28 protein-coding genes and 1 riboswitch are annotated in these 25,341 nt (G+C 71.5%); of the genes, 15 read left to right on the top strand and 13 right to left on the bottom strand.

The genetic code is table 11. The features are described 5' to 3' along the window. The first annotated feature begins 63 nt into the window (after positions 1-63). From recO to ACN26Z_RS24810, 3 genes are all read left to right on the top strand, one after another. Positions 64-975, top strand: coding sequence for a DNA repair protein RecO (gene recO, locus ACN26Z_RS24820; RefSeq protein ID WP_421463576.1), 912 nt, complete (start codon positions 64-66; stop codon positions 973-975). A gap of 32 nt (positions 976-1,007) precedes the next feature. Then, positions 1,008-1,808, top strand: coding sequence for an isoprenyl transferase (locus tag ACN26Z_RS24815; RefSeq protein ID WP_170863518.1), 801 nt, complete (start codon positions 1,008-1,010; stop codon positions 1,806-1,808). Between the two features lie 109 nt (positions 1,809-1,917). Then, entirely contained in the window at positions 1,918-2,103 is a 186-nt protein-coding gene (locus tag ACN26Z_RS24810) for a hypothetical protein (RefSeq protein WP_093407489.1), read from the top strand. 116 nt (positions 2,104-2,219) lie between these two features. On the opposite strand, the gene gndA is transcribed toward ACN26Z_RS24810, so the two are convergent. Further along, positions 2,220-3,665: an NADP-dependent phosphogluconate dehydrogenase gene (gene gndA / locus ACN26Z_RS24805; RefSeq protein ID WP_421463575.1), complete on the bottom strand. Its 1,446-nt coding sequence runs from the start codon at positions 3,663-3,665 to the stop codon at positions 2,220-2,222. Positions 3,666-4,067: 402 nt separating this feature from the next. On the opposite strand from gndA, the gene ACN26Z_RS24800 reads away from it, so the two are divergent. Beyond that, the gene (locus ACN26Z_RS24800; RefSeq protein ID WP_093407484.1) at positions 4,068-4,295 is read left to right on the top strand and encodes a hypothetical protein; all 228 of its coding nucleotides are present in this window, start codon (positions 4,068-4,070) and stop codon (positions 4,293-4,295) included. Positions 4,296-4,393: 98 nt separating this feature from the next. Here the strand turns inward: ACN26Z_RS24800 and ACN26Z_RS24795 are convergent, their stop codons facing one another. The 5 genes from ACN26Z_RS24795 to ACN26Z_RS24775 form a co-directional block, all read right to left on the bottom strand. Then, positions 4,394-4,900 carry a hypothetical protein gene (locus ACN26Z_RS24795; protein ID WP_421463574.1) on the bottom strand — a complete coding sequence of 169 codons (507 nt, stop codon included), beginning with the start codon at positions 4,898-4,900 and terminating at the stop codon, positions 4,394-4,396. Next, positions 4,897-6,600 (bottom strand): PHP domain-containing protein, encoded by a 1,704-nt coding sequence (locus ACN26Z_RS24790; protein ID WP_282237167.1) that lies wholly within the window; start codon positions 6,598-6,600, stop codon positions 4,897-4,899. Before ACN26Z_RS24790 ends, ACN26Z_RS24795 begins: the two co-directional genes overlap by 4 nt. A gap of 166 nt (positions 6,601-6,766) precedes the next feature. Next, positions 6,767-7,567: an energy-coupling factor transporter transmembrane component T family protein gene (locus ACN26Z_RS24785; RefSeq protein ID WP_093407479.1), complete on the bottom strand. Its 801-nt coding sequence runs from the start codon at positions 7,565-7,567 to the stop codon at positions 6,767-6,769. After that, positions 7,564-9,003 carry an ABC transporter ATP-binding protein gene (locus ACN26Z_RS24780; RefSeq protein ID WP_421463573.1) on the bottom strand — a complete coding sequence of 480 codons (1,440 nt, stop codon included), beginning with the start codon at positions 9,001-9,003 and terminating at the stop codon, positions 7,564-7,566. The genes ACN26Z_RS24785 and ACN26Z_RS24780 overlap by 4 nt, the downstream gene beginning before the upstream one ends. 55 nt (positions 9,004-9,058) lie before the next feature. Further along, a complete protein-coding gene (locus ACN26Z_RS24775) occupies positions 9,059-9,649 on the bottom strand; it encodes an ECF transporter S component (protein ID WP_282237169.1) in 591 nt (196 codons plus the stop codon). Between the two features lie 72 nt (positions 9,650-9,721). Beyond that, a riboswitch (TPP riboswitch) is annotated at positions 9,722-9,827 on the bottom strand. A 267-nt stretch (positions 9,828-10,094) separates the two neighbouring features. Between ACN26Z_RS24775 and ACN26Z_RS24770 the strand changes: the two genes are divergently transcribed. The 7 genes from ACN26Z_RS24770 to ACN26Z_RS24740 all read left to right on the top strand — a co-directional run bounded on the left by ACN26Z_RS24770 (position 10,095) and on the right by ACN26Z_RS24740 (position 17,278). Further along, the gene (locus ACN26Z_RS24770) at positions 10,095-11,099 is read left to right on the top strand and encodes a permease (RefSeq protein ID WP_396887722.1); all 1,005 of its coding nucleotides are present in this window, start codon (positions 10,095-10,097) and stop codon (positions 11,097-11,099) included. Further along, positions 11,096-11,875, top strand: a complete 780-nt coding sequence (locus tag ACN26Z_RS24765; RefSeq protein WP_421463572.1) for a TIGR03943 family putative permease subunit — start codon at positions 11,096-11,098, stop codon at positions 11,873-11,875. The genes ACN26Z_RS24770 and ACN26Z_RS24765 overlap by 4 nt, the downstream gene beginning before the upstream one ends. Before the next feature lie 79 nt (positions 11,876-11,954). Further along, positions 11,955-12,752, top strand: coding sequence for an ABC transporter ATP-binding protein (locus tag ACN26Z_RS24760; RefSeq protein WP_421463571.1), 798 nt, complete (start codon positions 11,955-11,957; stop codon positions 12,750-12,752). A gap of 140 nt (positions 12,753-12,892) precedes the next feature. Continuing rightward, a complete protein-coding gene (locus ACN26Z_RS24755; protein ID WP_421463570.1) occupies positions 12,893-13,672 on the top strand; it encodes a MerR family transcriptional regulator in 780 nt (259 codons plus the stop codon). Between the two features lie 46 nt (positions 13,673-13,718). Next, positions 13,719-14,549, top strand: coding sequence for an alpha/beta fold hydrolase (locus ACN26Z_RS24750; RefSeq protein WP_421463569.1), 831 nt, complete (start codon positions 13,719-13,721; stop codon positions 14,547-14,549). 109 nt (positions 14,550-14,658) lie between these two features. Continuing rightward, positions 14,659-15,159, top strand: a complete 501-nt coding sequence (locus tag ACN26Z_RS24745; RefSeq protein WP_282237172.1) for a DUF6328 family protein — start codon at positions 14,659-14,661, stop codon at positions 15,157-15,159. Between the two features lie 109 nt (positions 15,160-15,268). Beyond that, entirely contained in the window at positions 15,269-17,278 is a 2,010-nt protein-coding gene (locus ACN26Z_RS24740; protein WP_421463568.1) for an acyl-CoA dehydrogenase family protein, read from the top strand. A gap of 124 nt (positions 17,279-17,402) precedes the next feature. On the opposite strand, the gene ACN26Z_RS24735 is transcribed toward ACN26Z_RS24740, so the two are convergent. The 7 genes from ACN26Z_RS24735 to ACN26Z_RS24705 form a co-directional block, all read right to left on the bottom strand. Beyond that, positions 17,403-18,014, bottom strand: coding sequence for a hypothetical protein (locus ACN26Z_RS24735; RefSeq protein WP_282237174.1), 612 nt, complete (start codon positions 18,012-18,014; stop codon positions 17,403-17,405). 144 nt (positions 18,015-18,158) lie between these two features. Then, positions 18,159-18,557, bottom strand: a complete 399-nt coding sequence (locus tag ACN26Z_RS24730) for a Fur family transcriptional regulator (RefSeq protein WP_282237175.1) — start codon at positions 18,555-18,557, stop codon at positions 18,159-18,161. After that, entirely contained in the window at positions 18,554-18,853 is a 300-nt protein-coding gene (locus ACN26Z_RS24725) for an ArsR/SmtB family transcription factor (RefSeq protein ID WP_093407467.1), read from the bottom strand. Before ACN26Z_RS24725 ends, ACN26Z_RS24730 begins: the two co-directional genes overlap by 4 nt. A gap of 37 nt (positions 18,854-18,890) precedes the next feature. Next, positions 18,891-19,760, bottom strand: coding sequence for a metal ABC transporter permease (locus tag ACN26Z_RS24720; RefSeq protein WP_421464715.1), 870 nt, complete (start codon positions 19,758-19,760; stop codon positions 18,891-18,893). Beyond that, positions 19,757-20,521, bottom strand: a complete 765-nt coding sequence (locus ACN26Z_RS24715; protein WP_396887686.1) for a metal ABC transporter ATP-binding protein — start codon at positions 20,519-20,521, stop codon at positions 19,757-19,759. Before ACN26Z_RS24715 ends, ACN26Z_RS24720 begins: the two co-directional genes overlap by 4 nt. Then, positions 20,518-21,522: a metal ABC transporter substrate-binding protein gene (locus ACN26Z_RS24710; protein ID WP_421463567.1), complete on the bottom strand. Its 1,005-nt coding sequence runs from the start codon at positions 21,520-21,522 to the stop codon at positions 20,518-20,520. The genes ACN26Z_RS24715 and ACN26Z_RS24710 overlap by 4 nt, the downstream gene beginning before the upstream one ends. Positions 21,523-21,576: 54 nt before the next feature. Next, positions 21,577-21,834 (bottom strand): hypothetical protein, encoded by a 258-nt coding sequence (locus ACN26Z_RS24705; protein WP_093407458.1) that lies wholly within the window; start codon positions 21,832-21,834, stop codon positions 21,577-21,579. A 29-nt stretch (positions 21,835-21,863) separates the two neighbouring features. On the opposite strand from ACN26Z_RS24705, the gene ACN26Z_RS24700 reads away from it, so the two are divergent. The 4 genes from ACN26Z_RS24700 (at position 21,864) to ACN26Z_RS24685 (ending at position 25,331) form a co-directional block, all read left to right on the top strand. Next, a complete protein-coding gene (locus ACN26Z_RS24700) occupies positions 21,864-22,205 on the top strand; it encodes an antibiotic biosynthesis monooxygenase family protein (RefSeq protein WP_093407456.1) in 342 nt (113 codons plus the stop codon). A 154-nt stretch (positions 22,206-22,359) separates the two neighbouring features. Beyond that, the gene (locus tag ACN26Z_RS24695) at positions 22,360-22,857 is read left to right on the top strand and encodes a hypothetical protein (RefSeq protein ID WP_093407654.1); all 498 of its coding nucleotides are present in this window, start codon (positions 22,360-22,362) and stop codon (positions 22,855-22,857) included. 112 nt (positions 22,858-22,969) lie between these two features. Beyond that, entirely contained in the window at positions 22,970-24,349 is a 1,380-nt protein-coding gene (locus ACN26Z_RS24690) for a glycine--tRNA ligase (RefSeq protein ID WP_421463566.1), read from the top strand. Between the two features lie 136 nt (positions 24,350-24,485). Next, entirely contained in the window at positions 24,486-25,331 is an 846-nt protein-coding gene (locus tag ACN26Z_RS24685) for a hypothetical protein (protein WP_421463565.1), read from the top strand. The last annotated feature ends 10 nt before the right edge of the window (positions 25,332-25,341 follow it).

The following is a 25,341-nucleotide window of genomic DNA, read 5'->3' as shown; positions in this document are numbered from 1 at the left end:
AGCGGACCCTGAATTCCGACCCGGGGTCGGACCTGATTCCCGGCCGGAGGGGAGAATGGCGCGATGGCCGGATACCGCCGACAGCTCTACCGCGACGACGCGGTGGTGCTGCGTGTGCAGAAACTCGGCGAGTCCGACCGGATCATCACCCTGCTCACCCGGCGGCACGGCCGGCTCCGCGCGGTCGCCCGGGGGGTACGCCGGACCATGTCGAAGTTCGGTGCCCGGCTGGAGCCCTTCGGTCACGTCGATGTGCAGCTGGCCGGCGACCCCAAGGGGGAGCACGGCAGTTCGCTGCACAGCGTCAGCCAGGTCGAGGGGATCGATCTCTACGGCAAGCGGTTTCTCGGTGACTATCCCCGCTACACCGCCGCCAGCGCGATCGCCGAGACTGCCGAGCGGCTCACCCCGGTCGAGCGGGAACCGTCGTTGCGGCTGTTTCAGCTCACCCTGGGCGCGCTGCGCGCCCTCGCCGACGGCGGGCATGCCACCACGCTGGTGCTCGACGCGTATCTGCTGCGCGGGATGGCGTTGGCGGGCTGGGCGCCGGCGTTGACCGCCTGCGCGGTCTGCGGCACGCCGGGCCGGCACCGGGCGTTCTCGGTGCCGGCCGGGGGCGCGGTCTGTCCGGACTGCCGGCCACCGGGGGCCGCCCACCCGGCCCCGGCCACCATCGACCTGATGTCGGCGCTCACCGTCGGTGACTGGCGGATAGCCGACGCCACCGAGAACGGGGTACGCCGGGAATGCAGCGGCCTGGTCGCGGCGCACCTGCAGTGGCACCTGGAACGCGCGCTACGCTCGCTGCCGCTGGTCGACCGGGGTGGGATGCCGTCGGCACCCGGCGCACGGCGGCCGACCGGCGAGGCCGGCACCATGGCCTCGACCGGCGACGCCGGCACTGTGGCCCCGGCCGGTGCAGCGCTGCCGCCCGACCGGGCGTCACCGGACGTGAGTAGGGAGAGAACCGAGTGATCCGATCGTCCAGGGCCGGGCGGCGCGAACCGGTGCCGCCGACACCGCATCCGTCCGGAGCCCGACCGCCGGCGCTGCCACCGGGGGCGGTGCCCCGCCACGTCGCCGTGGTGATGGACGGCAACGGTCGGTGGGCCAAGGAACGCGGTCTGCCCCGCACCAAGGGCCACGAGGCGGGGGAGTTCTCCCTCTTCGACACCGTCGAGGGCGCTATCGAGCTGGGCATTCCGTACCTGTCGGCGTACGCCTTCTCCACCGAGAACTGGCGACGTTCACCCGATGAGGTGCGGTTCCTGATGGGCTTCAACCGGGACGTCATCCGCCGCCGCCGGGACCAGCTGGTCGACCTCGGGGTGCGGGTGGTGTGGTCCGGTCGGGCCGGGCGGCTGTGGAAGAGCGTCATCAGCGAGTTGCAGACCGCCGAGGAGATGTCCCGCGGCAACTCGACGCTGACCCTGCAGTTCTGTGTGAACTACGGCGGGCAGGCGGAGATCGCCGACGCTGCCGCCGCGATCGCCCGGGACGTGGCCGCCGGTCGGCTCGATCCGGCCAAGGTCACCGAGAAGACGGTCCAGCGGTACCTCTACCACCCTGAGGTGCCCGAGGTGGACCTGTTCCTGCGACCCTCCGGCGAGCAGCGGACCTCCAACTTCCTGCTGTGGCAGAGCGCGTACGCCGAGTTGATCTTCCTGGACACGCTCTGGCCGGACTTCGACCGCCGGCACCTGTGGTACGCCTGCGAGTTGTACGCCCAGCGCGATCGTCGGTTCGGTGGCGCGCTGCCCAATCCGGTGGCCCCGACCACCTCGGCGTCCGTGGTGCCGGCAGGCTGAGCGTCGGCCTTCCGGCGTGAGCGTCGGTGGTTCCGGCCACCTGAGCGCATACGCGGCGGCAACACTGGGTATCACCGCCGACAGCAGCCACTGACGGAGGTGAACCCATATGATCCGCAAGCGCATCGGGCAGTGGGCGGTGATGGCCATCGCGGTACCGGTCGCCGCCGCCGGAGCCCGGAAACTGAGCCACACGCTGGAGTCCCGCCGTGGCCCCAACCGGGCCACTCGGCTGCTCAACAAGGGCGCCGACCTGATCCGCCCCCAGCAGGCCAAGCGCCGCCGCTTCTTCTGACGCGACCGGCGCGGCCGGTAGCTCGGCAATACGGCATCTCGCGGTATCCCTCAGCAGGGATACCGCGAGATGCCGTATGTCGGGGGGGGGTATCGGTGTCGGCCTCGACCTGCGGGTCAGGCCTCGACCTCGGCGCGGTCGGGGGTGGCCCAGAGGGTGTGGAACGATCCGTCCCGGTCGACCCGGCGGTAGGTGTGCGCGCCGAAGTTGTCGCGCAGCCCCTGGATCAGTGCGGCCGGCAGCCGGTCTGCCCGCAGCGCGTCGAAGTACGCCAGCGACGAGGCGAAGGCGGGCGCCGGTACGCCGGCCCGGGCCGCCTCGGCCACCACCCGACGCCAGCTCGGCACGCCGTCCCGCACGGTGTCGGCGAACCACGGCGCGACCAGCAGGGTGGGCAGCTCCGGCTGCTCGTCGTACGCCTGCTTGATGCGGTCCAGGAAGCGGGCCCGGATGATGCAGCCACCGCGCCAGATCGTCGCCGTACCACCCAGGTCGATGCCCCAGTCGTACTCGGCGCTGCCGGCGCGGATCTGGTCGAAGCCCTGGGCGTACGCGACGATCTTCGAGGCGAGCAGCGCCCGCCGTACGTCCTCGATGAATGCCTCGCGGTCACTGACCTGCCACTTCTCGCCGGCCTCGGGGAAGGCCCGCAGCGCGGCCTCGCGCTGACCCACGTGCCCGGACAGCGACCGGGCGAAGGTGGCCTCGGCGATGCCGGTGATCGGGATGCCCAGGTCGAGAGCGATCTGGACGGTCCACCGGCCGGTGCCCTTCTGCTCGGCCCGGTCCTGCACCACGTCCACGAACGCCCGCCCGGTGGCGGCGTCGCTGTGCGCCAGCACGTCGGCGGTGATCTCGATCAGGAAGGACTCCAACTCGCCGGAGTTCCACTCCCGGAAGATCTGCGCGATCTCCGCCGGCTCTGCGCCCAGCCCGGCCCGCAGCAGGTCGTACGCCTCGGCGATGAGCTGCATGTCGGCGTACTCGATGCCGTTGTGGACCATCTTGACGAAGTGCCCGGCACCGTCCGGCCCGACGTGCTGGCAGCAGGGCACGCCCTCGACCTGCGCGGCGATCTTCTCGAAGATCGGTCCGAGCTTGCGGTACGACTCGGCCGAGCCGCCCGGCATGATGCTCGGCCCCCACAGCGCCCCTTCCTCGCCGCCGGAGACACCGGTGCCGACGAAGTGCAGGCCCTTGGCCCGCAGCGCCTCCTCCCGGCGTCGGGTGTCGGCGAAGTGTGCGTTGCCGCAGTCGATGATGATGTCGCCCGCTTCCAGCAACGGCACCAACTCGTCGATCACCGCGTCGGTGGGACCGCCCGCCTTGACCATGATGATCACCGCGCGGGGGCGCTCCAGCGCGGCGACGAAGTCCGCCAGGGACTCCGTCGGGACGAAGGTGCCCTCGTCGCCGTGCTCCGCCACCAGCGACCGGGTCCGCTCCGGCGAGCGGTTGTGCAACGCCACGGTGAACCCGTTGCGGGCCAGGTTCCGGGCCAGGTTACGACCCATCACCGCCAGCCCCGTCACACCGATCTGCGCCGTAGCCCGATCCGCCATCCTCGTCGCCACCTTCCGCCGTCTACCTGTAGTGCTGCGACGGTATCGCGGTACCGGTTCGGCGCGCGCCGTCCCCCCACCGCTGGTCATCAGGTGGTCGCGTAACGCACCACGATGCCCCGCGCGGACCGGTGGCGTTAATTCGGCTGCGCCCACCTCGCCGGGGCGATAACGTGCGGGCATGCGCTACTGACGCCCCTTTCCGAGCCGGGTTCGCCGCTGTCGTGCCGCGACCCCGTGTGCTCCCGGGCGTCCGCGTGTGTGTCCACCCGCCGTCGGCGGTGGCGTCCTCCGTGGCCGGTCCCGGGCAGCAGTCCGTACCGTCCCCGACCGCCTGATGGCGGTCCTCACGACGCGGTCGGCCGACCGTCCACCGGTTGCCGGCCGAGCGAGGAGGCACAGATGCCAGCCAAACGCAGCTCCCGGAAGTCCCGTCCCGACCGTCACTCGGCGGAACTCGCCGCCGTCACACCCGCGAACCTGGACGACGTCGCGATCGCTCCGGTGCCCACCCTGCCGGCCGGGCGGCCGGCCGCCCCCAAGGCGGGGCCACCGGCCACCGGCACCTCCGGTGTCGGACGTGGCCAGCGGACCGGCCAGGTCCGCCGCTACGCCTTCCGGCGTAGCTGACGGTCCACGGGGGGCCGGGTGCGTGTCGGTACGCGCGCACCCGGCCCCCTGACCTCGCCCGTCGCGCCGGTGCCGGGGGCGACGGTCGGAGGATCACCTCAGTGGTCGGCGCAGCAGGGCGTCGGGTCGGGCACCTCGAACGGGGCCAGGCCGCCCGCGTGGTGCGGCATGGTGACCAGGACCAGCTCGCCGTCCTGCCACTGTGGCCGGACGAAGTCCCTGGTGTGTACCGGCGCGTCCGGGGCCACCGGCGTCCCACCCAGCCCCACCACCCGCTCGATCGCCCCGGCGGCGAGCAGTTCGGCGACGGTGAGGGTGCCGACCATCCGGTCCGCCCCCGGGTAGTGCACCGCGCGCCCGGAGCGGCGGGCGGCGTGCTGACCGGCTGCCCGGGCCGCTGCGGTTCGTAGCTCGGGTGGGGTGACCGCCAGCTCCGCGAGCCGCTCGGCCGCCGTGCCGGCCACACTGAGCGCCACATGCGGGTACGGCCCGGCGACCAGGTGGGTGCAGGCGACCAGATCCGGCCCGAGCCCTGTCACCTGCTTGGTGAGCCAGTGGTCGGCCTCAAGCAGGGTGCGGTGCCCCAGGCTGAGGCCGACGATCACTTCGGCAGGACCCAGATCGGGTTGGCGTAGAACCACAGGTCCTCCCACGGGTTGGCGGCACCGGCGACGTCCAACGCGGGACCGAACGGGTCGACCCCCGCGCCCATCAGACCGGGCTGGCTGCGCTTGCCGTCGGTACCCCGGATACGCAGGTAGAACGGCTGATCCACCCGGCCGAAGGAGTAGCTGAACGAGACCCGGCCGGTCTTGGCGGTGACTTCGAAGGATTTCACCACCCGGGTGTTCGGGGCGGTGAAGCTGTCCTGGTCGGCGACCGGGCCGGTCACCCGGCCGGCGATCACGTCGACGCGGGCGAGCACGGGCACGAACTGCGACCAGTTCGGGATGTCGGCGAGGTCGATGTCGATGGTCACCTCGACGGCGGTGCCACGCCGGACCCGCAGCACCCCGCCGAGCGGCGTGCCGGAGTTGGCCCGCCGGTCACCGGCGACGCGGGCGCGGACGTCCAGCCCCTTGATCAAACCGCCGTGGTCGACCCAGACCCGGCCGGCGCGCAGACCGTCCATGACCGCCCGGTAGTTGAAGCTGCTCGCCCCGACATGGGTGCGGCTGTACTGCCCCGGCCAGTAGTCACCGGCGTCCGTGATCACCGGTCCGTGGACCGGGTCGTTGTACCTGCCGTTGAGGTTGAAGTCGCTGCCCGGGCCCCGCTGCGAGGTGTCCAGGTAGTTGACGTGCGAGTCGGAGTTGGCGCTGATCCACCAGGCCCGACCCTCGGCGAGCAGGCTGTCCCAGAGCCCGCCGACCGTCGAGGTCATCCAGTCGAACCCACCCCAGGTGCGGTAGCTCTCCAGCGGGTAGCCGGGGAACGAGTTGGCCGACGGGTTGTTGTCGTAGTAGCCGCGGGCCCGGCCGCCACTGTCCCGGGGCAGGCCGGCGGCCTGGTGGCCCGGGGCACCCTCCATCCCGATGGCGACGCTCGGGTCGGCGTCGCGCCAGGCCCGGATCTCGTGCGGGGAGTCGATGCCCCGACGGGCCGGGTGGTTGGCCAGGAAGAGCGCACCCTCGACGCGGCGCTTACGGACCGCCTCGCCGAGGAACTTGATGCCGGCGACGGCCAGCGCCTCGTTCGCCGGGGTGTTGTCGCCGGCGCTGCGGACGCTGCCGTCGAAGGAGTTCTCGAACTCCTTGAGCACGGCGACCTCGTTGCGTCCGGGGTGCACGAAGACGGTGGCGTGCTCGGCGGCCGGGATGTTCCACTCCAAGCCCTGGTAGATCAGCAGATCCTTGAGCCGGGAGCGGGCGGCGACGATGTCCGGGTTGACCTTCTCCACGCCGATCTTCGCGTGCGTAGCGCTGCCGTGGTCGGTGACGACCATCCAGTCCAGGCCGTACGCCCGCGCGTGCCGGGCCTGGTCGATCACCCGGTACATGGCGTCGGAGCTGTACTGCGTGTGGATGTGGTGGTCGCCCGCGAGCCAGTGGAACCCGCCGGTCCTGCCGTGGTCCCCGCCGGGCCCGTGACCGTGGTCATGGCCACCGGCCACCGCCGGGGTGCCGGTCGCCAGCACGGTGGTGGCCGCGCCGGCACCGAGCAGGCCGGCGTTACGCAGGAAACCGCGCCGGTTCAGGTCGGCCGGCGGCAGGTCGCTGTCAGGAATGGACAGGTCGAGCGCCGGGGGCACGTCGGTACCGCTGGCGGCGTCGTGGTCGTGGTGGTGCGCGTGGCCGTGGCCCATCTGCTGCTCCAGATTGATCGAGGAGTCGTCGCAGGCCAATCTGGTCGTAGCGGGGGAACGCGGCGTGTCACCTTCGCGGCGAACATGCGAACATGCGATCCCGACCATGTGTGGTGTCGGCCGGGTCCGTCGCTGACCCGGTCCGCTTCGACGCGTGGCGGCGGGGTCAGCCGACCAGCGGGCGGAAGACGCCGAGTGCCACGCTGACGGCGAGCGCGGCCCCGGCGGTCGCCGTCGCGCCGACGACGAGCAGCCAGTCGGCCGTGACGAAACGCTGTCGGCGGGCGAAGGTGCGCGGCATGCCGCTGTCGAAGCCTCGGGCGTCCATCGCCACCGCGAGCCGGGTGCCCCGCCGGATCGCCCCGACCAGCAGCGTGAACGCCGTCGAGACGAACAGCCGTAGTCGGGCCACCGGGTTGCGCCCAGCCTCGACTCCGCGCGCCCGACGCGCCATGGTGATCATCTGCCACTCCTGGCCGAGCAGCGGCACCAACCGGAACGCCGCCAACGCGCCGATCGCGAACCGGGCGGGTGCCCTGGCGTTCTGCACCAGCGCGTCGGCCAGGTCCGTCGGGTCGGTGGTGGCGAAGACGATCACGCCGGGCAACGCCACCGCGAACAGCCGCAGTACCAGGCCGAGCGCGGTGACCAGCACCCCCGAGGTCACCACGACCGGCCCCGCGTCGAGCAGCACCCGACCCGACCGGTCGGCGGCGAAGAGCACAAGCGTGACCAGGATGCCGCCGCCGGCGGCCAGCAGCGGCCAGGCCCGTCGGGCCAGCAGCCCGGGGTGCACCCCGAAAAGCGGCAGCACCGCCAGCTCCACGGCGATCGCGATGGCCGGCGTGACCGGGTCCAGCGTGGCCATCAGCGGAAACGCGAACAACATCGCGGCTGCCAGTTTGGCCACCGGATTTCGCCGGGCCAGCGGCGCGCCCGGCCGGGCGATCGGCTCCAGGGTGATCATGGTCGTGCCGGTCCCGTGTCGGGCGGAGCGAGGGCCAGCGTACGGTCGGCCAACGCGGCCACGAAGTCGGCGTCATGGGTGACGGTGACCAGGCCGTGTCCGGCGTCGCGCAGGTCGGCGAGGAGATCCACCAGCTCGCGCCAGGTGCGCCGGTCCTGGCCGAAGGTGGGTTCGTCGCAGATGAGCAGGCGGGGCGCGGTGGCCAGGGCGGTCGCCACGCTCAGCCGCCGCGCCTCGCCGCCGGAGAGGGTGTACGGGTTGGCGGCGGCGAGCCGATCCAGCCGCAGCCGGCTCAACAGTTCCGTCACGCGGTCGTGCACCGCCGATTCGGACGCCCCGGTCCGCCTCGGCCCCAGGGCCAGCTCGTCGAAGACCGTGCCGGTGACGAACTGGTGCTCGGGATTCTGGAACACCGAGCCGATCCGGCGGGTCAGCGCCGGTGCCCGCCATCGGTGCGGTGCGGTGCGCGAGTCCGTTCCGGCCAGTTCCGGGCTGGCCGTCAGCCGCCCGGTGCCGGGCCGGAGGAGTCCGCCGAGCAGCAGCGCCAGGGTGGACTTCCCGGCGCCGTTCGGTCCGAGCACCGCGAGCGCCTCGCCGGCTCGTACGGTCAGGTCGGTGGCGGCCAGCCGGGGTGGCTGGCCGAGCTGTTCGGCGGTGAGCAGCACCTCGCCGGCCGGGCCGGCGGCCCGGCGTGGCGGGATCTCCCGGCCGGGCACCCAGACCCCCTCGGCGGCGAGGGCGTCGCCGTGCGCGGCGAAGACCGCCTCCGGTGGGCCGTCGGCGCGGACCCCGCCGCCGGGTTCGAGCACCACCACCCGGTCTACCAGGGGCAGCGCTTCGGCGACCCGGTGCTCGACCAGGATCAGGGTGGTGTCGGCGTCCACCGCCCGGGTGAGCGCCGCGCGGATCAGGGCGGCACCCGCGGGGTCGAGGTTGGCGGTGGGTTCGTCCAGCAGCAGCAGGCCGGGACGCAGCGCCAGCACGCCGGCCAGGGCGAGGCGCTGTTGTTCGCCGCCGGAGAGCGCCGCGGTGGGTCGGTCCCTCGGGTACGGGAAGCCCACCCGGTGCAGCGCCTCGTCCACCCGCGGCCAGATCTGTCCGGCCGGCACGCCCCGGTTCTCCAGCCCGAACGCCACGTCGTCGCCGCTGCGGGCCATGACGAGCTGGGACTGTGGGTCCTGGAAGACGATGCCGACCCGGTCCCGGGCCTCGTCGACCGGCCGGCCGTCGATCTCGATGCTGCCCTCGTGTTCCCCGGAGTCCTCGGGCAGCAGGCCGGCCAGCGCCGCCAGCAACGTGCTCTTGCCGGCCCCGGACGCCCCCAACAGCAGCACCTTCTCGCCGCGCTCCACCCGCAGCTCGACCCCGCGCACCGCCCAGTCACGCCTCCCGGCATGCCGCCACCCAAACCCCCGTACCCACACCCCCTCACCCATCCCGCCCTCCTTTTCTTCCTGACGGTTGCTGTGGAGATCGACACTGCCGGGGAGGTCAGACCAGGGGGCGTTCGCGGGCGGCGGGGAAGCGGTCGAGGACGCCGGTGCGGGCCAGGGCGCGGGTCAGGGCGTGCGCGCCGGCGCCGGCGATGACGGTGGCGCTGACGACGGTGAGCGCGGCGTAGGGCAGGCGGTAGGTGGCGATGTCGCGTTCGGCGTTCCAGTAGACGAAGTCGAAGATTGCCGCGCTGAGGCCGGTCAGCGCACCGGCCAGCAGGGCGACCGGCAGCCGGTAGGAGCGGTACCGGAAGGCGGCGAAGGCCAACTCGGCGCCGACACCCTGCATCAGGCCCTGCAACAGGACGATGGTGCCCCACTGGCTGCCCAGCAGGGCCGAGATGATCGCGGCCAGCAGTTCGCAGTACAGCGCGGCGCCGGGCTTGCGGATGACCAGGCCGCCGAGCACGGCCGGCACCAGCCAGACACCGTAGATGAGGGTCTGTGCCGGCGGGAAGAAGCTGAAGGCGCCCTCGGTGGCGCTCCACACCACGCCCCAGGCCCAGAAGATGACGCCGAAGGCGACGGCGATGACCGATGCCACCACGATGTCGATGGTGCGCCAGCGGTTGCTGTCGGTGGTTTGCACGATGATTGCTCCCAGTCCAGATGCGAACCAGGCAAGACGCACGCCCCGGCCGGCGGCGCCGAACGGTGGCGGGCTGGAGGTGGACCGAACTCCCTGCGCTGGCATTACCCAGATCAGGTACGGAGGGTCTGCGGGCGGACCCGCACTCTCAGCGCTGTGCGCTCCCCTGTCGGAGGTGTTGTCTGTCTCGCCGACGCTAGCACCACGGAAGATCCACCGGCAATGTGATCTCCCCAGGTCACGACGGTTACTCGCATCCGTTGGTCCGGTGGCCGGGGGCTCCCGGAAGTTTGGGCGAATCTGTGACATCCATCGACGTCATCCGCGCCGGACGGTAATCTCAGTCCGCCGATCCGCCACGGCCGAAGGGTGACGGGTGACCACAGACACTGACCGGGCCGTGCCGGGCGAACCGGAGCCCCGATCCTCGGCCGGGGGCGTCGACATCGAGACGCGCCCACCGGAGCCTGCCGGTGGCGAGCCACCCCGGCGCTGGCTCGGTGACCGGATCGGCTCGGTGGAGGTTCTCGCGGCGCTGCTGATCATCCTGATCATCTTTCGGGAGCCGATCGCCGCCGCCCTGGACGATCCCCGCATCCAGACCTGGACCACCGTCTTCGTCTCGATCATGGTGCAGGCAGTGCCGTTCCTGGCCTTCGGAGTGCTGCTCTCCGCCGTGATCGCGGTCTTCGTGCCCCGATCCTTCTGGGCGAAGGCGTTGCCCCGGCACCCGGCGTTGGCGGTGCCGGCAGCCAGCGCGGCCGGGGTGGTGCTGCCGGGCTGCGAGTGCGGTTCGGTACCGATTGCCGGGTCACTGATCCGGCGGGGCGTGACCCCGGCCGCCGCGCTGGCGTTTCTGCTCGCCGCCCCGGCTGTCAACCCGATCGTGCTCACCGCCACGGCGGTCGCCTTCCCGAACAACCCCGAGATGGTCCTTGCCCGGGGCGTCGCCAGCCTGATCGTCGCCATGATCATGGGGTGGCTCTGGCTGCGGCTCGGGCGCACCGAGTGGATCAGGATGCCGCGCCGCCCGGAGCTGGACGACGCGTCCCGGGGCCGGGCCTTCTGGGCCGCCGTCCGCCACGACGTGACTCACGCCGGTGGTTTCCTGGTACTCGGCGCGATGGCCGCCGCAAGCATCAACGTGCTGGTGCCGGAGCGGTGGTTGCAGACCCTCGCCGACAACGCGTGGCTGTCGATCCTGGCGCTGGCGCTGCTCGCCGTGCTGCTCTCGCTCTGCTCGGAGGCTGATGCCTTCGTCGCTGCCTCGCTGTCCCAGTTCTCGCTCACGTCCCGACTGGTCTTCCTGGTGGTGGGGCCGATGGTCGATCTCAAGCTGATCTCGATGCAGGCCGGGGTGTTCGGCCGCCGCTTCGCCTTCCGGTTCGCGCCGACCACCTTCGCGGTGGCCGTGCTGGTCGCCGTCGGCGCCGGGGCGGTGCTGCTGTGAACCGGCAGGCGCAGGCGGTGATCCTGCTGCTGCTCGGCGGCGCGGTGATCCGGGCCAGCGTCACCGACCTCTACCTGCGCTACGTCAAGGAGGGCCTGCGTCCCTTCCTGATCGCCGCCGGCCTGCTGCTGGTCGCCGCCGCGATCATGACGCTCTGGTACGAGATGCGCCCGCCGGCCCCCCGCGCGCTGGTCCCCGCCGACGGTCCCACCGTCGGCCCCGACCGCCCCGACCGCCCCGACCGCCCCGACGGGCACGACGGGCACGGGCACGCCCACCACGAGCCGCGGGTCGGTTGGCTGCTGATCCTGCCTGTGCTCGGCCTGCTGCTGGTCGCCCCGCCGGCCCTCGGGTCGTACGCGGCGGGTCAGGCCGGCACGGCGTTGAGCAGCCAACAGCAGTCGGACTACCCGCCGCTGCCCGAGGGTGACCCGGTGCAGGTCAGCGTCCTGGACTACGCCTCCCGGGCGCTGTTCGACCGGGGCACGTCGATCGGCGATCGGCGGGTTCAGCTCACCGGCTTCATTGCCACCGGCGCGGACGGCCAGCCGATCCTGGCCCGGATGGTGCTGTCCTGCTGCGCCGCCGACGGCCGACCGGTCAAGCTCGGGTTGACCGGCGACGTACCGGCCGGGCTGCCCGACGACAGTTGGGTCGAGGTGACCGGCCGCTACAGCGATCGACTCGGCCGGGATCCGGTGAACGACGCGGAGATCCCCTACCTTGAGGTCGAGTCCTGGCGGCAGGTGCCTGTCCCCAAGCGTCCGTACGACTGACGTCGCGCCACCCCCTGCGAGATCGGTGCCCGCTGCGGGCTTGACCCTGACGCTGCGTCAGCCCTCCATGCTGATCGGCATGACAATCCCGGCGACGACCAGTGAGCTTCAGGGGCCCGCGATCCGGGTGCGGGGCCTGGCGAAGTCGTACCAGAAGCTGCACGTGCTGCGTGGCGTGGATTTCGAGGTCGCGCGGGGGAGCATCTTCGCCCTGCTCGGCTCGAACGGCGCGGGCAAGACCACGGTGGTGAAGATCCTTTCCACGCTGCTCAAGGCCGACGCGGGCACCGCACACGTCAACGGCTTCGACGTCGCGACGCGGGCGGCCGACGTGCGCGAGTCCATCAGCCTCGCCGGGCAGTTCGCGGCGGTCGACGAGATCCTCACCGGGCGCGAGAACCTCGTCCTCGTCGCCAGGCTGCGGCACCTCAAGGCACCCGGCGCGATCGCGGACGAGCTGTTGAAGCGCTTCGCATTGACCGAGGCGGGTGCCCGCAGGGTGGCGACGTACTCCGGGGGCATGCGCCGCCGGCTGGACATCGCGATGAGTCTGATCGGGAATCCGCCTGTCGTTTTCCTCGACGAGCCGACGACCGGGCTGGACCCGCAGGCGCGCCTTGAGGTGTGGCACGCCGTCAACGAACTCGCTCAGGGCGGCACGACCGTGCTGCTCACTACCCAGTATCTCGACGAGGCGGAAAACCTCGCCGACCGGATCGCGATCCTCCATGAGGGACGAATCATCGTGGACGGCACCCTCGACGAGCTGAGGCGGATCCTGCCACCCGCCGAGGTCGAGTACGTCGAGAAGCAGCGGAACCTCGAAGACATCTTCCTCACCCTCGTCGGTGCCGGCACAGACAAGGAACAGCACTGAAGCGGCATGTGCCGATCGCCTTCATGCTGCTGTTCGTCCACGGCTTCGGTGGTGCGATCGAGACCGGGTCCGACTCGTACGTGGCCTACCGCGTTAGCCCGACTCGGCCGGGCCCGGTGTGGTGGGGGCAGGATCGGGGCATGCTGACGATCGGTCAACTGGCGGCGTACGCCGGTGTCACGGTGCGGACGGTGCGGCACTACCACCAGATCGGGCTGCTGCCCGAGCCGGAGCGGGACGCCTCGGGTTACCGGCGGTACGGCCCGACGGCGGCCGTGTCCCTCATCAGGATCCGCACTCTCGCCAACGCCGGTGTGCCGCTGTCCCGGATCAGTCAGCTACTCGAAGCCGATGCGGCGACCTTCGCGGAAGCGATCCGCGGGATCGACGGTCACCTGCGGGAAGAGATCGAACGGTTGCAGACCAGCCGTCGGCAGATCGCGCAGCTCGCGGCCGGGGACGGTCTGACACTCCCCCCGGAGGTGACCGCCTACCTCGATCGGCTCCGGGAAATCGGTGTGTCCGAGCGGGTGATGGCGGGCGAGCGGGACGGCTGGATCCTGGTCGCCGCCCGCTGGCCCGATCACATCCGCGAGTTCATGCCCGGCAAACTCGCGCAGCTCGACGACCCGCGGGTCGTCCGGCTCTACCGGGTGCTGTCGGAGATCCTCGACGGCGACGCCGACGACGACCCACGCTTGGCGGAGGCCGCCGACATCATTGCCAACCTGGCTGAGCAGGCGTACGCCGCCGGCACGTTCGAACCCTCCGATGGGGACTACCAGGACCTGATGCACGACCTGCTGGACGCGCTCGCCGTCGAGGCCGATCCCCGGATGCAACGACTGCAGGAGTTGTTGCGCGAACGAGGCTGGACCGGTTGGAACCGGATGGAGCGGCTGGCCGAGCCGCCCTGTTGATTGTCACCTTTCGGAGCCGGCGTCGGGTCGTCGGTAGGCTGCCGGCATGCGCATCGATGCCCGAGGTCTGCGGTTCGACGTCACCACCGGTGGTCCGGAGCAGGGCGAACCGGTGCTGCTGCTGCACGGTTTCCCGCAGCACTCGGGTGAGTGGGACGACGTACTGCCGGCCCTGCACGCCGCCGGTCTGCGCAGCTACGCGCTGAACCAGCGGGGCTACTCGCCACACGCCCGGCCCACCCAGGTCGAGGCGTACCGGCTGGGTGAACTGGTCGCCGACGCGGCTGCGGTGCTGGACGCCCTCGGGGTGCCCGCCGCCCACGTGGTCGGGCACGACTGGGGTGCGGTCGTCGGGTGGGCGCTGGCCGCCACCCACCCGAACCGGGTACGGACCCTGACCGCGGTCTCCGTGCCGCATCCGGCGGCCATGGCGTACGCGTTGACGCACGACCCGCAGCAGAAGGCGCGCTCGGCGTACATGGTGCTGTTCCGGAAGCCGGGGGTGGCGGAGAAGACGTTGCTGGCGCTCGGTGCGGCCGGGCTGCGGCGGCTGCTGCGTGGCGTCGGCGACGGCGCCCGGGTGGCCGCGTACGCCGATCCGATGCGTGAGCTGGGTGCGCTGACCGCCGCGTTGAACTGGTACCGGGCGATGTCGAAGTCGGATCTGGCGGCGATCGGCCCGGTGCCGGTGCCGACGACTTTCGTCTGGAGTGACGGTGACGTCGCCATCGGGCGGGTCGCCGCGCAGGCGTGCGCCGCTCACGTGACAGGGGATTTTCGATTCGTCGAACTGGCCGGGGTCACCCACTGGATCCCGGACGAGGCGCCGACGCCGCTGGCCGAGGCGATCCTGGCCCGGGTACGCCCGGCGGTTTGAGTGGGCGGAGAGCGGGCACCGGGGATCCTGAACGGGTTTCGGGTCGCACCCGGTGGGGCATCAGCGTGACCGCCGGCGGCGAGGGCCGGCGGAGCCCCGGAGGTCCGCAGTGTCAAAGGAAACCGAGAAGCAGCGGTGGCAGCGCAACTTCGCCGACCTGCTACAGGAATTGCGGGTCGCGCAGACCGGCGTGCAGATCCTCTTCGCCTTCCTGCTGACCCTGCCGTTCAGCGCCGGCTTCGACGACACCACCCAGTTTCAGCGGGACGTCTACATCGTCGCGCTGCTGGCCGCAGCCGGCGCCACCGCGATGATCATCTCGCCGGTGGCGTTCCACCGGGCGCTGTTCCGGCAGGGCCGCAAACCGGAACTGGTGCGCTTCGCCCATCGGATGGCCAGTGGCGGTCTCGGCTTCATGCTTGTCGCGATGGTGAGTTCGGTGCTGCTGATCACCGACTTCGTGCTCGCCCGACCGATCGCGTTCCTGCTCAGTGCCGTTACCGGTCTGTGGTTCCTGACCCTCTGGATGATGCTGCCGTTCGCCCGCCGCAACTGGGGTGAGGACGACATCGACGACGACGAGGACCCGAGCGGCCTGAACCAGGACTGAGTCGGCCGCTGCTGCGGATATCCGTGGCTACCTTTGGGTAACAAACGCGGGTAGCCTGCTGAACAGGCGGAACAGTCCGACTGTCCGGATCGACCCCCGGGGGTTTGCCGTGGCCATCGCCGAGAACCACCGTCCGTCAGCCACCGACAGCCGTAACGCCGACCTCGCGCCAGACGCGGCGGGCCAGGTGCCCGCGCCGGACGCGGCGGGCCAGGTGTCCGAGAAGGAGGCCCGTCAGGTCGCCGAGGCGGCCCGCCAGACCACCTGGGACCGGCCCAGCTTCGGCAAGGAACTCTTCCTGGGCCGGCTGCGGCTCGACCTGATCGATCCGTGGCCGCGACCGGATCCGGAGGAACAGGCCCGCGCCGAGGAGTTCCTCGGCCGGCTCCGCGACTACGTCGCCACCGAGGTGGACGGCGCGGCGATCGAACGCGACGCGCGGATTCCCGACGAGGTGTTCCAGGGGCTGGCCCGGCTGGGCGCCTTCGGGATGAAGATCGGCCGGGAGTACGGCGGGCTCGGCCTGAGCAACCTGCACTACTGCCGGGCGTTGATGCTCGCCGGCTCGGTCAGCCCGGCGATCGGCGCGCTGCTGTCGGCACACCAGTCGATCGGCGTACCTCAGCCGTTGAAGATGTTCGGCAGCGAGGAGCAGCGACGTCGCTTCCTGCCCCGGCTGGCCGCCGGCGAGGTCTCCGCGTTCCTGCTGACCGAGCCGGACGTGGGCTCCGACCCGGCCCGCCTGGCGACCACCGCCGAGCCGACACCCGACGGCACCGGCTACCGGATCAACGGCGTCAAGCTGTGGGCCACCAACGGCACCGTGGCCACCCAGCTCGTGGTGATGGCCCGGGTGCCGAAGGCGGAGGGACGTCGCGGCGGCATCACCGCCTTCGTGGTCGACGGCGACGCCGAGGGCATCACGGTCGAGCGGCGCAACGCCTTCCTCGGCCTGCGTGGACTGGAGAACAGCCTCACCCGATTCCACGACGTCTTCGTACCGAAGGAGAACGTCATCGGTGGCGAGGGCAAGGGGCTGCGGATCGCCCTGAGCACGCTGACCACCGGCCGGTTGTCGCTGCCGGCGATGTGCGTCGGCGCCGGCAAGTGGGCGTTGAACGTGGCCCGGGAGTGGTCGGCGGAGCGGGTCCAGTGGGGCCGGCCGGTGGGAGAGCACGAGGCGGTCGCCCAGAAGCTCTCCTTCATCGCCGCGACCACGTACGGCATGGAGACCATGCTCGACCTCTGCTGCCTGCTCGCCGACGACGACCGCAACGACATCCGGATCGAGGCGGCGCTGGTCAAGCTGTACGCCAGCGAGATGGCGTGGCGGGTCGCCGACGAACTGGTCCAGATCCGCGGTGGCCGGGGGTACGAGACGGCCGAGTCGCTCACCGCCCGGGGCGAACGCCCGGCCGCGGTCGAGCAGATGCTCCGTGACCTGCGGATCAACCGGATCTTCGAAGGCTCTACGGAGATCATGCACCTGCTCATCGCCCGGGAGGCGGTGGACGCGCACCTGTCGGTGGCGGGCGACATCATCGACCCCGACGCCGGGCTCGCCCGCAAGGCGAAGGCTGGTGCCCGGGCGGGCGCGTTCTACGCGCGGTGGCTGCCGACCCTCGCGGTCGGCAAGGGGCAGCAGCCCACCGGGTACAGCGAGTTTGGTCCGCTCGCCGGGCACCTGCGTCAGGTGGAACGCGCCAGTCGGAAGCTGGCCCGGTCCACCTTCTACGCGATGTCCCGCTGGCAGGGAAAGATGGAGCGCAAGCAGGCGTTCCTGGGCCGAGTGGTGGACATCGGCGCGGAGCTGTTCGCGATGAGCGCGGTCTGCGTACGCGCCCACGCCGAGCGCGACGCCCGGCCGGAGAACGTCGAACTGGCCGACCTGTTCTGCCGGCAGGCCCGGGTCCGGGTAGACGCCCTGTTCACCGCCCTGTGGGAGAACACCGACTCGATCGACGTGACGGCCGCCAAGCGCATCCTCGCCGGCCGCTACACGGCTCTGGAGGACGGCGTCATCCCGCCACCCGCCGACCTGCCCTGGGTGGCCCCCTGGACCCCCGGCCCCTCCACCGCCCCCTCCACCGCCCGCCGCCACCTCCCCCCGCCCACCTGACCCCACCCCCACCCCTAACCCCCCACGCGGTCCCGCGCCAGGCCGTGTTGATCAAGAAGTTCTGGTCTGAATCGGCGCGATTCACGACCCAAACTTCTTGATCAACAGGGGAGTGGTGGGGAGGTCAGGGGTGGTGGGGGTCGCGGAGGCCTAGGCGGCGGAGTTCTAGGGCGGCCAGGGCGTTGACCGTCGCGTCGTCGCCACGGCGCCACGCTTCGGCGACGTCGGGGGCGATCCGGGTGAGCTTGCGCAGCGGCTGGCCGGCCAGGGCGCGCAGGGCCAGCAGGTCCCGGCCGGCGGGTGCGGCGGCCAGTGTCGCCGCCGAGCCGGCCCGGCGCATCCAGCGCACCCGCAGCGGCAGCCAGCCGAACACCACAAGTCCGAGCGGCACGATCAGCAGCCCGACGGCCAGTGCCAGCGCCAACTGGTCGACCAACTCCTGCTGGTCGCGGCCGGCCTCGGCCAGCGAGCGAGCGGCACCGGCCGCCCGCTCGAAGGGTGCGGTCAGCTCATCACCGACCAACGGCACCCGGCCGACCTTGCCGCCGGCTTCGGCGAGGTTGTCGGCAAGTCCGCCGCCCGCCCCTTCCAGCTTCTGTCCGGGTACGGCCAGTTTCTGCACCAGGTCGTGCAGCCACAGCGCGCCCCGGATCGTCGCGTACACCCAAGCGATGACGAGCAGATCGGTGAGTAGCTGTCGCAGCGCGGTCGGGAAACGATCAGCGTAGATCTTCACGCCGGACAGACTGCCACGGACCCCGCCAGCCGGCACCCCGACAGTTGCCCGTCAGATCTCGCCGATCACGTACTTCTGATCGCCAGCACGCCGACCCGGGCGGCACCCGCAGTGACGCGACGAGGAAGACCGGCGGCCGACCGGTCAGCGGGCGCAGGTCGGGCAGGTGCCGAAGATCTCCAGGGTGTGACTGACGTCGGTGAAGCCGTGCTGCGCGGCGACCCGGTCGGCCCAGGTCTCCACCGTCGGCCCGGCGACCTCGACCGTACGGCCGCAGGCCCGGCAGACCAGATGGTGGTGATGCCCCTCGCTGCACCGGCGGTACAGGTGCTCGCCGCCCGGTGGACGCATCACGTCGATTTCGCCCGCGTCAGCCAGCCCCTGCAACGTCCGGTAGACCGTGGTCAACCCGACCCGCTCGCCACGATCGCGCAGCATCGCGTGCAGTTCCTGGGCGCTGTGGAACCCGTCCGTCTCGGCGAGCAGCGCGCTCACCGCCGAACGCTGACGGGTGTTGCGAACGGCCGTATTACTCTCGCTCATGATCCCTCCCCGGCGTGGCTGACCGCGTCGGCCACGATGTGCGCGACGTGCTCGTCGACCAGGGTGTACGCGATCTCCCGCCCCCGCCGGGAGCCCCGGACCACGCCCGCCCCACGGAGCACCCGCAGGTGCTGGGAGACCAGCGGCTGGGCCACGCCGAGCTTGTCCACCAGCTCGTGCACGCAGCGCTCACCACCGGCCAGCTCGCTGACGATGGCCAGCCGGATCGGTGCCGAGAGGGCGCGCAGCAACTCGCTGGCACCCTCGTACGCGTCATAGCCGGATCCGCTGGTCACCCTGCAACGGTAACCAATACCGGTGGGCAGCTCGTGATCAGGATCCGCCGAGCACCACCTCGTGCGGCTCCGGAGCCGGCGCGGGTTGGGGTCGGGCCCGCCGGAGCCGGCGCCAACCGGCGGCCAGCAGGGTGACCACCACGAACGAGGCGATCGCGAGGACCACCACCGAGGCGCCGGGCGCGGTGTCGGCGACCGCTGCCATCCAGATGCCCGCGCCGCCGGCGAACAGACCCAACGCCATCGCCGCCGCCATCGTGCTGCGGAACCCCCGGGTGACCTGCTGCGCCGTGGCCACCGGGACGACCATCAGCGCGCTGATCAGCAGTACGCCGACCGCCCGCATGGCGATCGTCACCGTGATCGCCGTGGTGACCGCGAGCAGCAGGTTGAGCGCGCGCACCGGCAGGCCGGAGACCCGGGCGTACTCCTCGTCGTGACAGACGGCGAACAGCGCCGGCCGCAGCCCGATCATCGCGATCAGCACGGCCGTGCCCAGCACCGCGATGGTGGCGACATCCGTCCGGGACGCCGTGCTCAACGCGCCGAACAGGTACGCGTTGAGATTGGAGCTGGTGCTGTCGGAGAGCCCGACCAGCACCACCCCGCCGGCGATGCCGCCGTAGAAGAGCAGCGCGAGAGCCAGGTCGCCGGAGGTACGGCCGCGTTCCCGGATCAGCTCGATGGCGACCGCGCCGATGGTGGCCGCGATCACGGCCATGATCACGGGGGAGGTCTGGAAGAGCAGGCCGGCACCGACCCCGGTCAGCGCGACGTGCCCGATGCCGTCCCCGATCAGCGCCAGCCGCCGCTGCACCAGGTAGATGCCGAGCGCGGGCGCGGTGAGCCCGATGATCAGAGCGCTGACCAGCGCAAGCTGCATGTACTCGTACTGGAAGAGGTTCAACTCGCGCTCCACAGCCCGGCGGGCTCCTCGGGGCCGTGCGGATGCACGTGGTCGTGGTCCGGCGCCGCGTGATGCCCGGCCGGCTCCGGCACGGCGCCGTCGTGCGCCACGAACCCCTGGTGTACGACGATCGCCCGGCCGATCACCGGGCGCAGCGGACCCAACTCGTGGGCGACGAGCAGGACGGTGCCGCCGCCGACGGTGAAGTCGCGTAACGCACCGGCGAACGCCTCCTGGCTGGCCGCGTCCACGCCGGCCGTCGGCTCGTCGAGGATCAGCAGCTCGGGCTGCCCGGCCAGGGCCCGGGCGATGAGCGTGCGCTGCTGCTGCCCCCCGGAGAGGGTGCTGACCGGGTCCTTCGCCCGGTCGGTCAGGCCGACGGCGCGCAGCGCCTCGGCGACGGCCTCCCGGTCGGCGCGCCCGGGCGGACGCAGGACTCCCCGGCGGGCCAGCCGCCCGGCGGCGACCACCTCGGCAACGGTGGCCGGTACGCCACTGCCCGCGCCGAGACGCTGGGGGACGTACCCGACGCGGTGCCACTGTCGGAACCGGCGGACCGGTCGGCCGAACAGGGTCACGGTGCCGGAGCTCAACGGGACCAACCCGAGAATGGCGCGGATCAGGGTGGACTTGCCGGAGCCGTTGGCACCGAGGACCGCGACCACCTCACCGGCGGTCACGGTAAGCGAAACGTCACGAAGCACGGGGCGGCCGTCGTAGCCGACCACCCCGTGCGTGACGGTGATGACGTCAGGTGTCACGAGCAGCTCAACGCCGTCCTCAGGGTCTGCAGGTTGGTACGCATCACCGAAAGGTAGTCCCCGTCGCCCTCGGCTGACAGGCCCTCGATCGGATCCAGCACCGCGGTCTGGGCGCCGACCTCACGGGCGATGGTCTCGGCCACCTTCGGGCTGACAAGCGTCTCGAAGAAGATCGTGGTGGCCTGGTGCTCCCGGGCCTCCTCGGCCACCGCCGCCAGTCGCTGCGGGGACGGCTCGTCCTCCGGGGTGAGTCCGCTGATGCCGATCTGCTCCAGCTGGTACTTCTGCGCCAGGTAGCCGAACGCGGTGTGGCTGACCACGATCTCCCGACGCTGGCAGGTCTTCAGCCCCTCGGTGAACTCGGTGTCCAGCTGTTCCAACTCGGTACGCAGGGTGGCGGCCCGCTGGGTGTACTCGTCGGCCCGGTCCGGGTCGGCCGTGCCGAGCCGCTCGGCGAGCTTGTCGCCGATGGTGGCCAGCCGGATCGGGTCGAGCCAGACGTGCGGGTCCTTGGCGCCGTCGGACGCCTCCTCGGCGTGCTGCTCCTCCTCGGCGTGCGCCTCGTCCTCGTGGCCGTGTTCGTCCTCCTCGCCTTCGTGGCCGTGGTCGTGACCACCGGCGGTGGCGTCCAGCAGGGGCTCCACGGTCGCCACGTCGAAGGCGCGGTCACCGGCCTGCTGTTCGACCGCCTCGTCCACGGCGGGCTGGAAGCCGTGCAGGAAGAGGACCAGCTCCGCCTCGCTGATCTGGCCGACCTGACCCGGGTTCAGCTCCAGGTCGTGCGGCTCGGCGCCGGGGCGGGCCAGGTTGGTCACGGCCACGGCGTCGCCGCCGATCCGCTCGGCGAGGAACTGCAACGGGTAGAAACCGGCCACCACGTCGACCCGCTGCGGGTCGGCGCCGGCCGGGCTGTCGTCATTCGAACAGGCGGTGACGCCGGTCAGGGCGAGCAGGGCGGCCGTGGCGGTGGCCAGGGCGCGCGGGGCGGAGCGGAAGGTCATGTCATCGACTCTCCGCGACAACGACAATGATTGTCAAAAACGCATGATTGCATGTCAGAGCAGCTTCACCAGACCGGCTGTGACCAGCAGGGTCAGCACGACCAGCCGGATCGCCCGGGTCTGCGGCGTCTGCACCGTCCAGGTGGTCACCAGCAGGGCCGCCAGCGCGCCGGCCAGCAGCAGCGTCAAGAGCCCGCCGATCACGCCCGGAGTGAAGAACGCGACCAACGCGAGGACGAGGGTGACCAGGAACACCGTCGTCGGGTTGGTCCGGGCCAGTCGGCCGGCGATGCCAGGCTGCGTACGCTGCATTCCACAGACTCTACGAGGAGGAGAAGCCGGTGCTGGTGACCAACCGGTTCGTGGTCGACGAAGACGTCGCGGAGGCGTTCACCGCCCGGGCCCACGCGGCCCTCGCCGCGCTCGCCGCCCGGCCCGGCTACCAGCGCGGACAGCTGGTCCGGGCGTTGGACGACCCGCGGCACTGGTGCCTGGTCACCGAGTGGGAGTCGGTGGGCACCTACCGCCGCGCCCTCGGCGGTTTCGACGTGAAGATCACGGCGGTGCCGCTGCTCGCCGAGAGTGTCGACGAGCCGTCCGCGTACGAGCCGTTGGCGACCGCCGCGCCGGGCGGGGACGTGGTCACGGTGGCCAGCGACCGGGCTGCGGGTCCTTACCGCTGAGTCGCCGGGCACTACGCTGGCTCCTATGACCGCTCCCGGACCGGCAGCCCCACCACCAGACCCATCGCCGCCCGGCCAGCAGGGACCCCAGGCGGCGGACGAAAACGGCACGCCGGCCGCCGGTCCGGTGCCGCCCGGCCCGCCGCCGGGTCAGGTGCCGTCCGGTCCGGAGCGGGGCGCTCCGGTGCCGCCGCCCGGGCCCGGGGTGGCGCCGCCGTTCGCGGCACCACCGACCGAGGGCGGTCGGTCCCGGCTCTGGCTCGGTCTCGGTGCGGGGGCGCTGGCCCTGCTGCTCTGTTGCGGTGGTGGCGGCACGGCGGTCGTCGGCCTGCTGGTCAGCGGGGTGCAGGCGATCGAGGAGCAGGGGCGCACGGTCTCCGGCGACTACTACCGGGCCCTCGCGGACGGCGAGTACGGCCAGGCGTACGACCAGCTCTGCGAGGACGCCCGGCGGCGCGAGTCCCGGCAGGAGTTCGAACGCCGCTCCGCCGCCGAGCCGCAGATCTCCTCCTACCGGGTCGGCGAGGTGGACACCACCACCCTCACCGTGCCGGTGGAGGTGACCTACCGCGGCGGCGGCCAGGAACGCCAGCAGGTCGTGCTCGCACAGGATCCGCAGACCGGTGGCATGGAGGTCTGCGGAGTCAACTGACCGGTCGCAGGTAATGTGCTGGGTTCGGGACCGCGCCGGTCGTACCGTGGTCCCGAACCGTCCCCGCCGACCGTGACGTCCCCGCCGACCGCCAGTCGGCGTAGGAGGAAAAATGCCAGCCGACCGTATCGACGCCGTTGTCAGCCTCGCCAAGCGCCGGGGCTTCGTCTTCCCCTCCAGCGAGATCTACGGGGGCACCCGGTCGGCGTGGGACTACGGTCCGCTCGGCGTGGAACTCAAGGAGAACGTCCGCCGACAGTGGTGGAAGACCATGGTCCAGCAGCGTGACGACGTGGTGGGTCTGGACTCCGCGGTGATCCTCGCCCGGGACGTGTGGGCCGCCTCCGGGCACCTGGAGGCGTTCGTCGACCCGCTGACCGAGTGCCAGTCCTGCCACAAGCGGTTCCGCGCCGACCATCTTGAGGAGGCGTACGAGGCCAAGCACGGCCGCCCGCCGACCTCGTTGGCCGAGCTGAACTGCCCCAACTGCGGCAACAAGGGCACCTTCACCGAGCCGCGGATGTTCAACGGCCTGATGAAGACCTATCTCGGCCCGGTGGAGAGCGACGAGGGTCTGCACTACCTGCGGCCGGAGACCGCCCAGGGCATCTTCGTCAACTACCGCAACGTGGAGACGGTCGCCCGCAAGAAGCCGCCGTTCGGCATCGCGCAGACCGGCAAGTCGTTCCGCAACGAGATCACCCCGGGCAACTTCATCTTCCGTACCCGGGAGTTCGAGCAGATGGAGATGGAGTTCTTCGTCGAGCCGGGCACCGACGAGCAGTGGCACGAGTACTGGCTCGCCGAGCGCTGGAACTGGTACCTCGACCTCGGTCTCTCCGAGACCAACCTGCGCTTCTACGAGCACCCCAAGGAGAAGCTCTCCCACTACTCGAAGCGCACCGTCGACATCGAGTACCGGTTCCAGTTCGGCGGCACCGAGTTCGCCGAGTTGGAGGGCATCGCCAACCGCACCGACTTCGACCTGTCCACGCACAGCAAGCACTCCGGCGTCGACCTGTCGTACTTCGACCAGACCAAGCAGGAACGGTGGATCCCGTACGTGATCGAGCCGGCCGCCGGCCTCACCCGCGCGGTGCTGGCCTTCCTGCTGGAGGCGTACGACGAGGACGAGGCGCCGAACACCAAGGGCGGTGTGGACAAGCGCACCGTGATGCGCTTCGACCCGCGACTGGCCCCGGTCAAGGTGGCGGTGCTGCCGTTGTCGCGTAACGAGGCGCTCTCGCCGAAGGCGAAGCAGCTCGCCGCCGACCTGCGCAAGCGCTGGGTGGTCGAGTTCGACGACTCGCAGGCCATCGGTCGCCGCTACCGCCGGCAGGACGAGATCGGCACCCCGTTCTGCGTCACCGTCGACTTCGACACGCTTGACGACAACGCGGTGACCGTGCGCAACCGGGACACCATGACCCAGGAACGGATCGGCCTGGAGCAGGTCGAGCGCTACCTGATCGACCACCTTCCCGGCTGCTGATCCCCGCCCCCGCCCGGGCACGCCGGTCTGAATCCGGCGGCCCGGGACGGGTGCGACGGTCGAGCCGACTGGCATCCATGGCCAATGATGTCTTCAGGCGGGCGTATCCGCACGGAGACGATGAAGGGCCAACGACGTGGAGCCGGAAGCACGCGAGGAGATCTTCGAGCGGGCGCGGGAGTACTCCACCCGGCCGGCGGGCTGGGAGCAGGCGGACGCGCTCTGGGTGCGGGTCATCGAGGCGTACCGGCAGTCCGTCGCGGGCGGCCAGGTCGACCGGCACGATCAACGTCAGCTGGCTCGTGCCCTGTGGCGGCACAGCATGGTGTTGGCCGCCATGGGTCGCCACGACCGGGCGAAGGAGTCGGGCCACCAGGCCGTCACGCTGTTCGCGGAGATCCATCAGGCGGTGGCGGCGGAGCATCCGGATCCGACCCAGCCGCGCCGGGACGAGGCGCTTGGTGAGCTGATCACCGCGATGGTGGACTCCGGCGAGTCGGCGTTCGTGGCCGGCAGCCCGGAGGTCCGGCTGAAGTTGCTGGAGAAGGCAATCGAGATCGGTCTGCACACCGCCGGTCCGCCGCCTGGCGCGGGGCCGCGCACCCGTGCGGCGATGGCCACCGCCTACCACAACTATGCGAACGCTCTGCTGCACCGCCACCAGCAGCAGGGTGCGGAGTCCGATGCTCAGGAAGCGGCGCTGGCCGGCTCCCGGGCGATGGAACTGCGGCTGAAGGCGCTCGACCCGCAGCAACCGATCACCATCTGGGAACTGGCCAACACGTACTCGATCTACGCGCACGCCCTGGTGGCCATCGGCGACGTCGAGCGTGCCAGGTTGGTGGTGAAGCAGGGCATCCTGCTGACCGACATGCTGGGTGTGGGCGGGACGGAGATCCAGCAGAAGCTGCGGGCGGCGGAGGCGCTGGTCCGGCAGGCGTCCGGTGGCGGGGGTCGCCGGTGGCCGTGGCGGCGGCGCTGACCACGGTCCC

The organism is Verrucosispora sp. WMMD703 (genome assembly GCF_049178935.1).
Taxonomy (GTDB): domain Bacteria; phylum Actinomycetota; class Actinomycetes; order Mycobacteriales; family Micromonosporaceae; genus Micromonospora; species Micromonospora sediminimaris.
The sequence above is the reverse complement of the archived record's forward strand: the minus strand, read 5'-3'. Positions and strand labels throughout refer to the sequence as shown.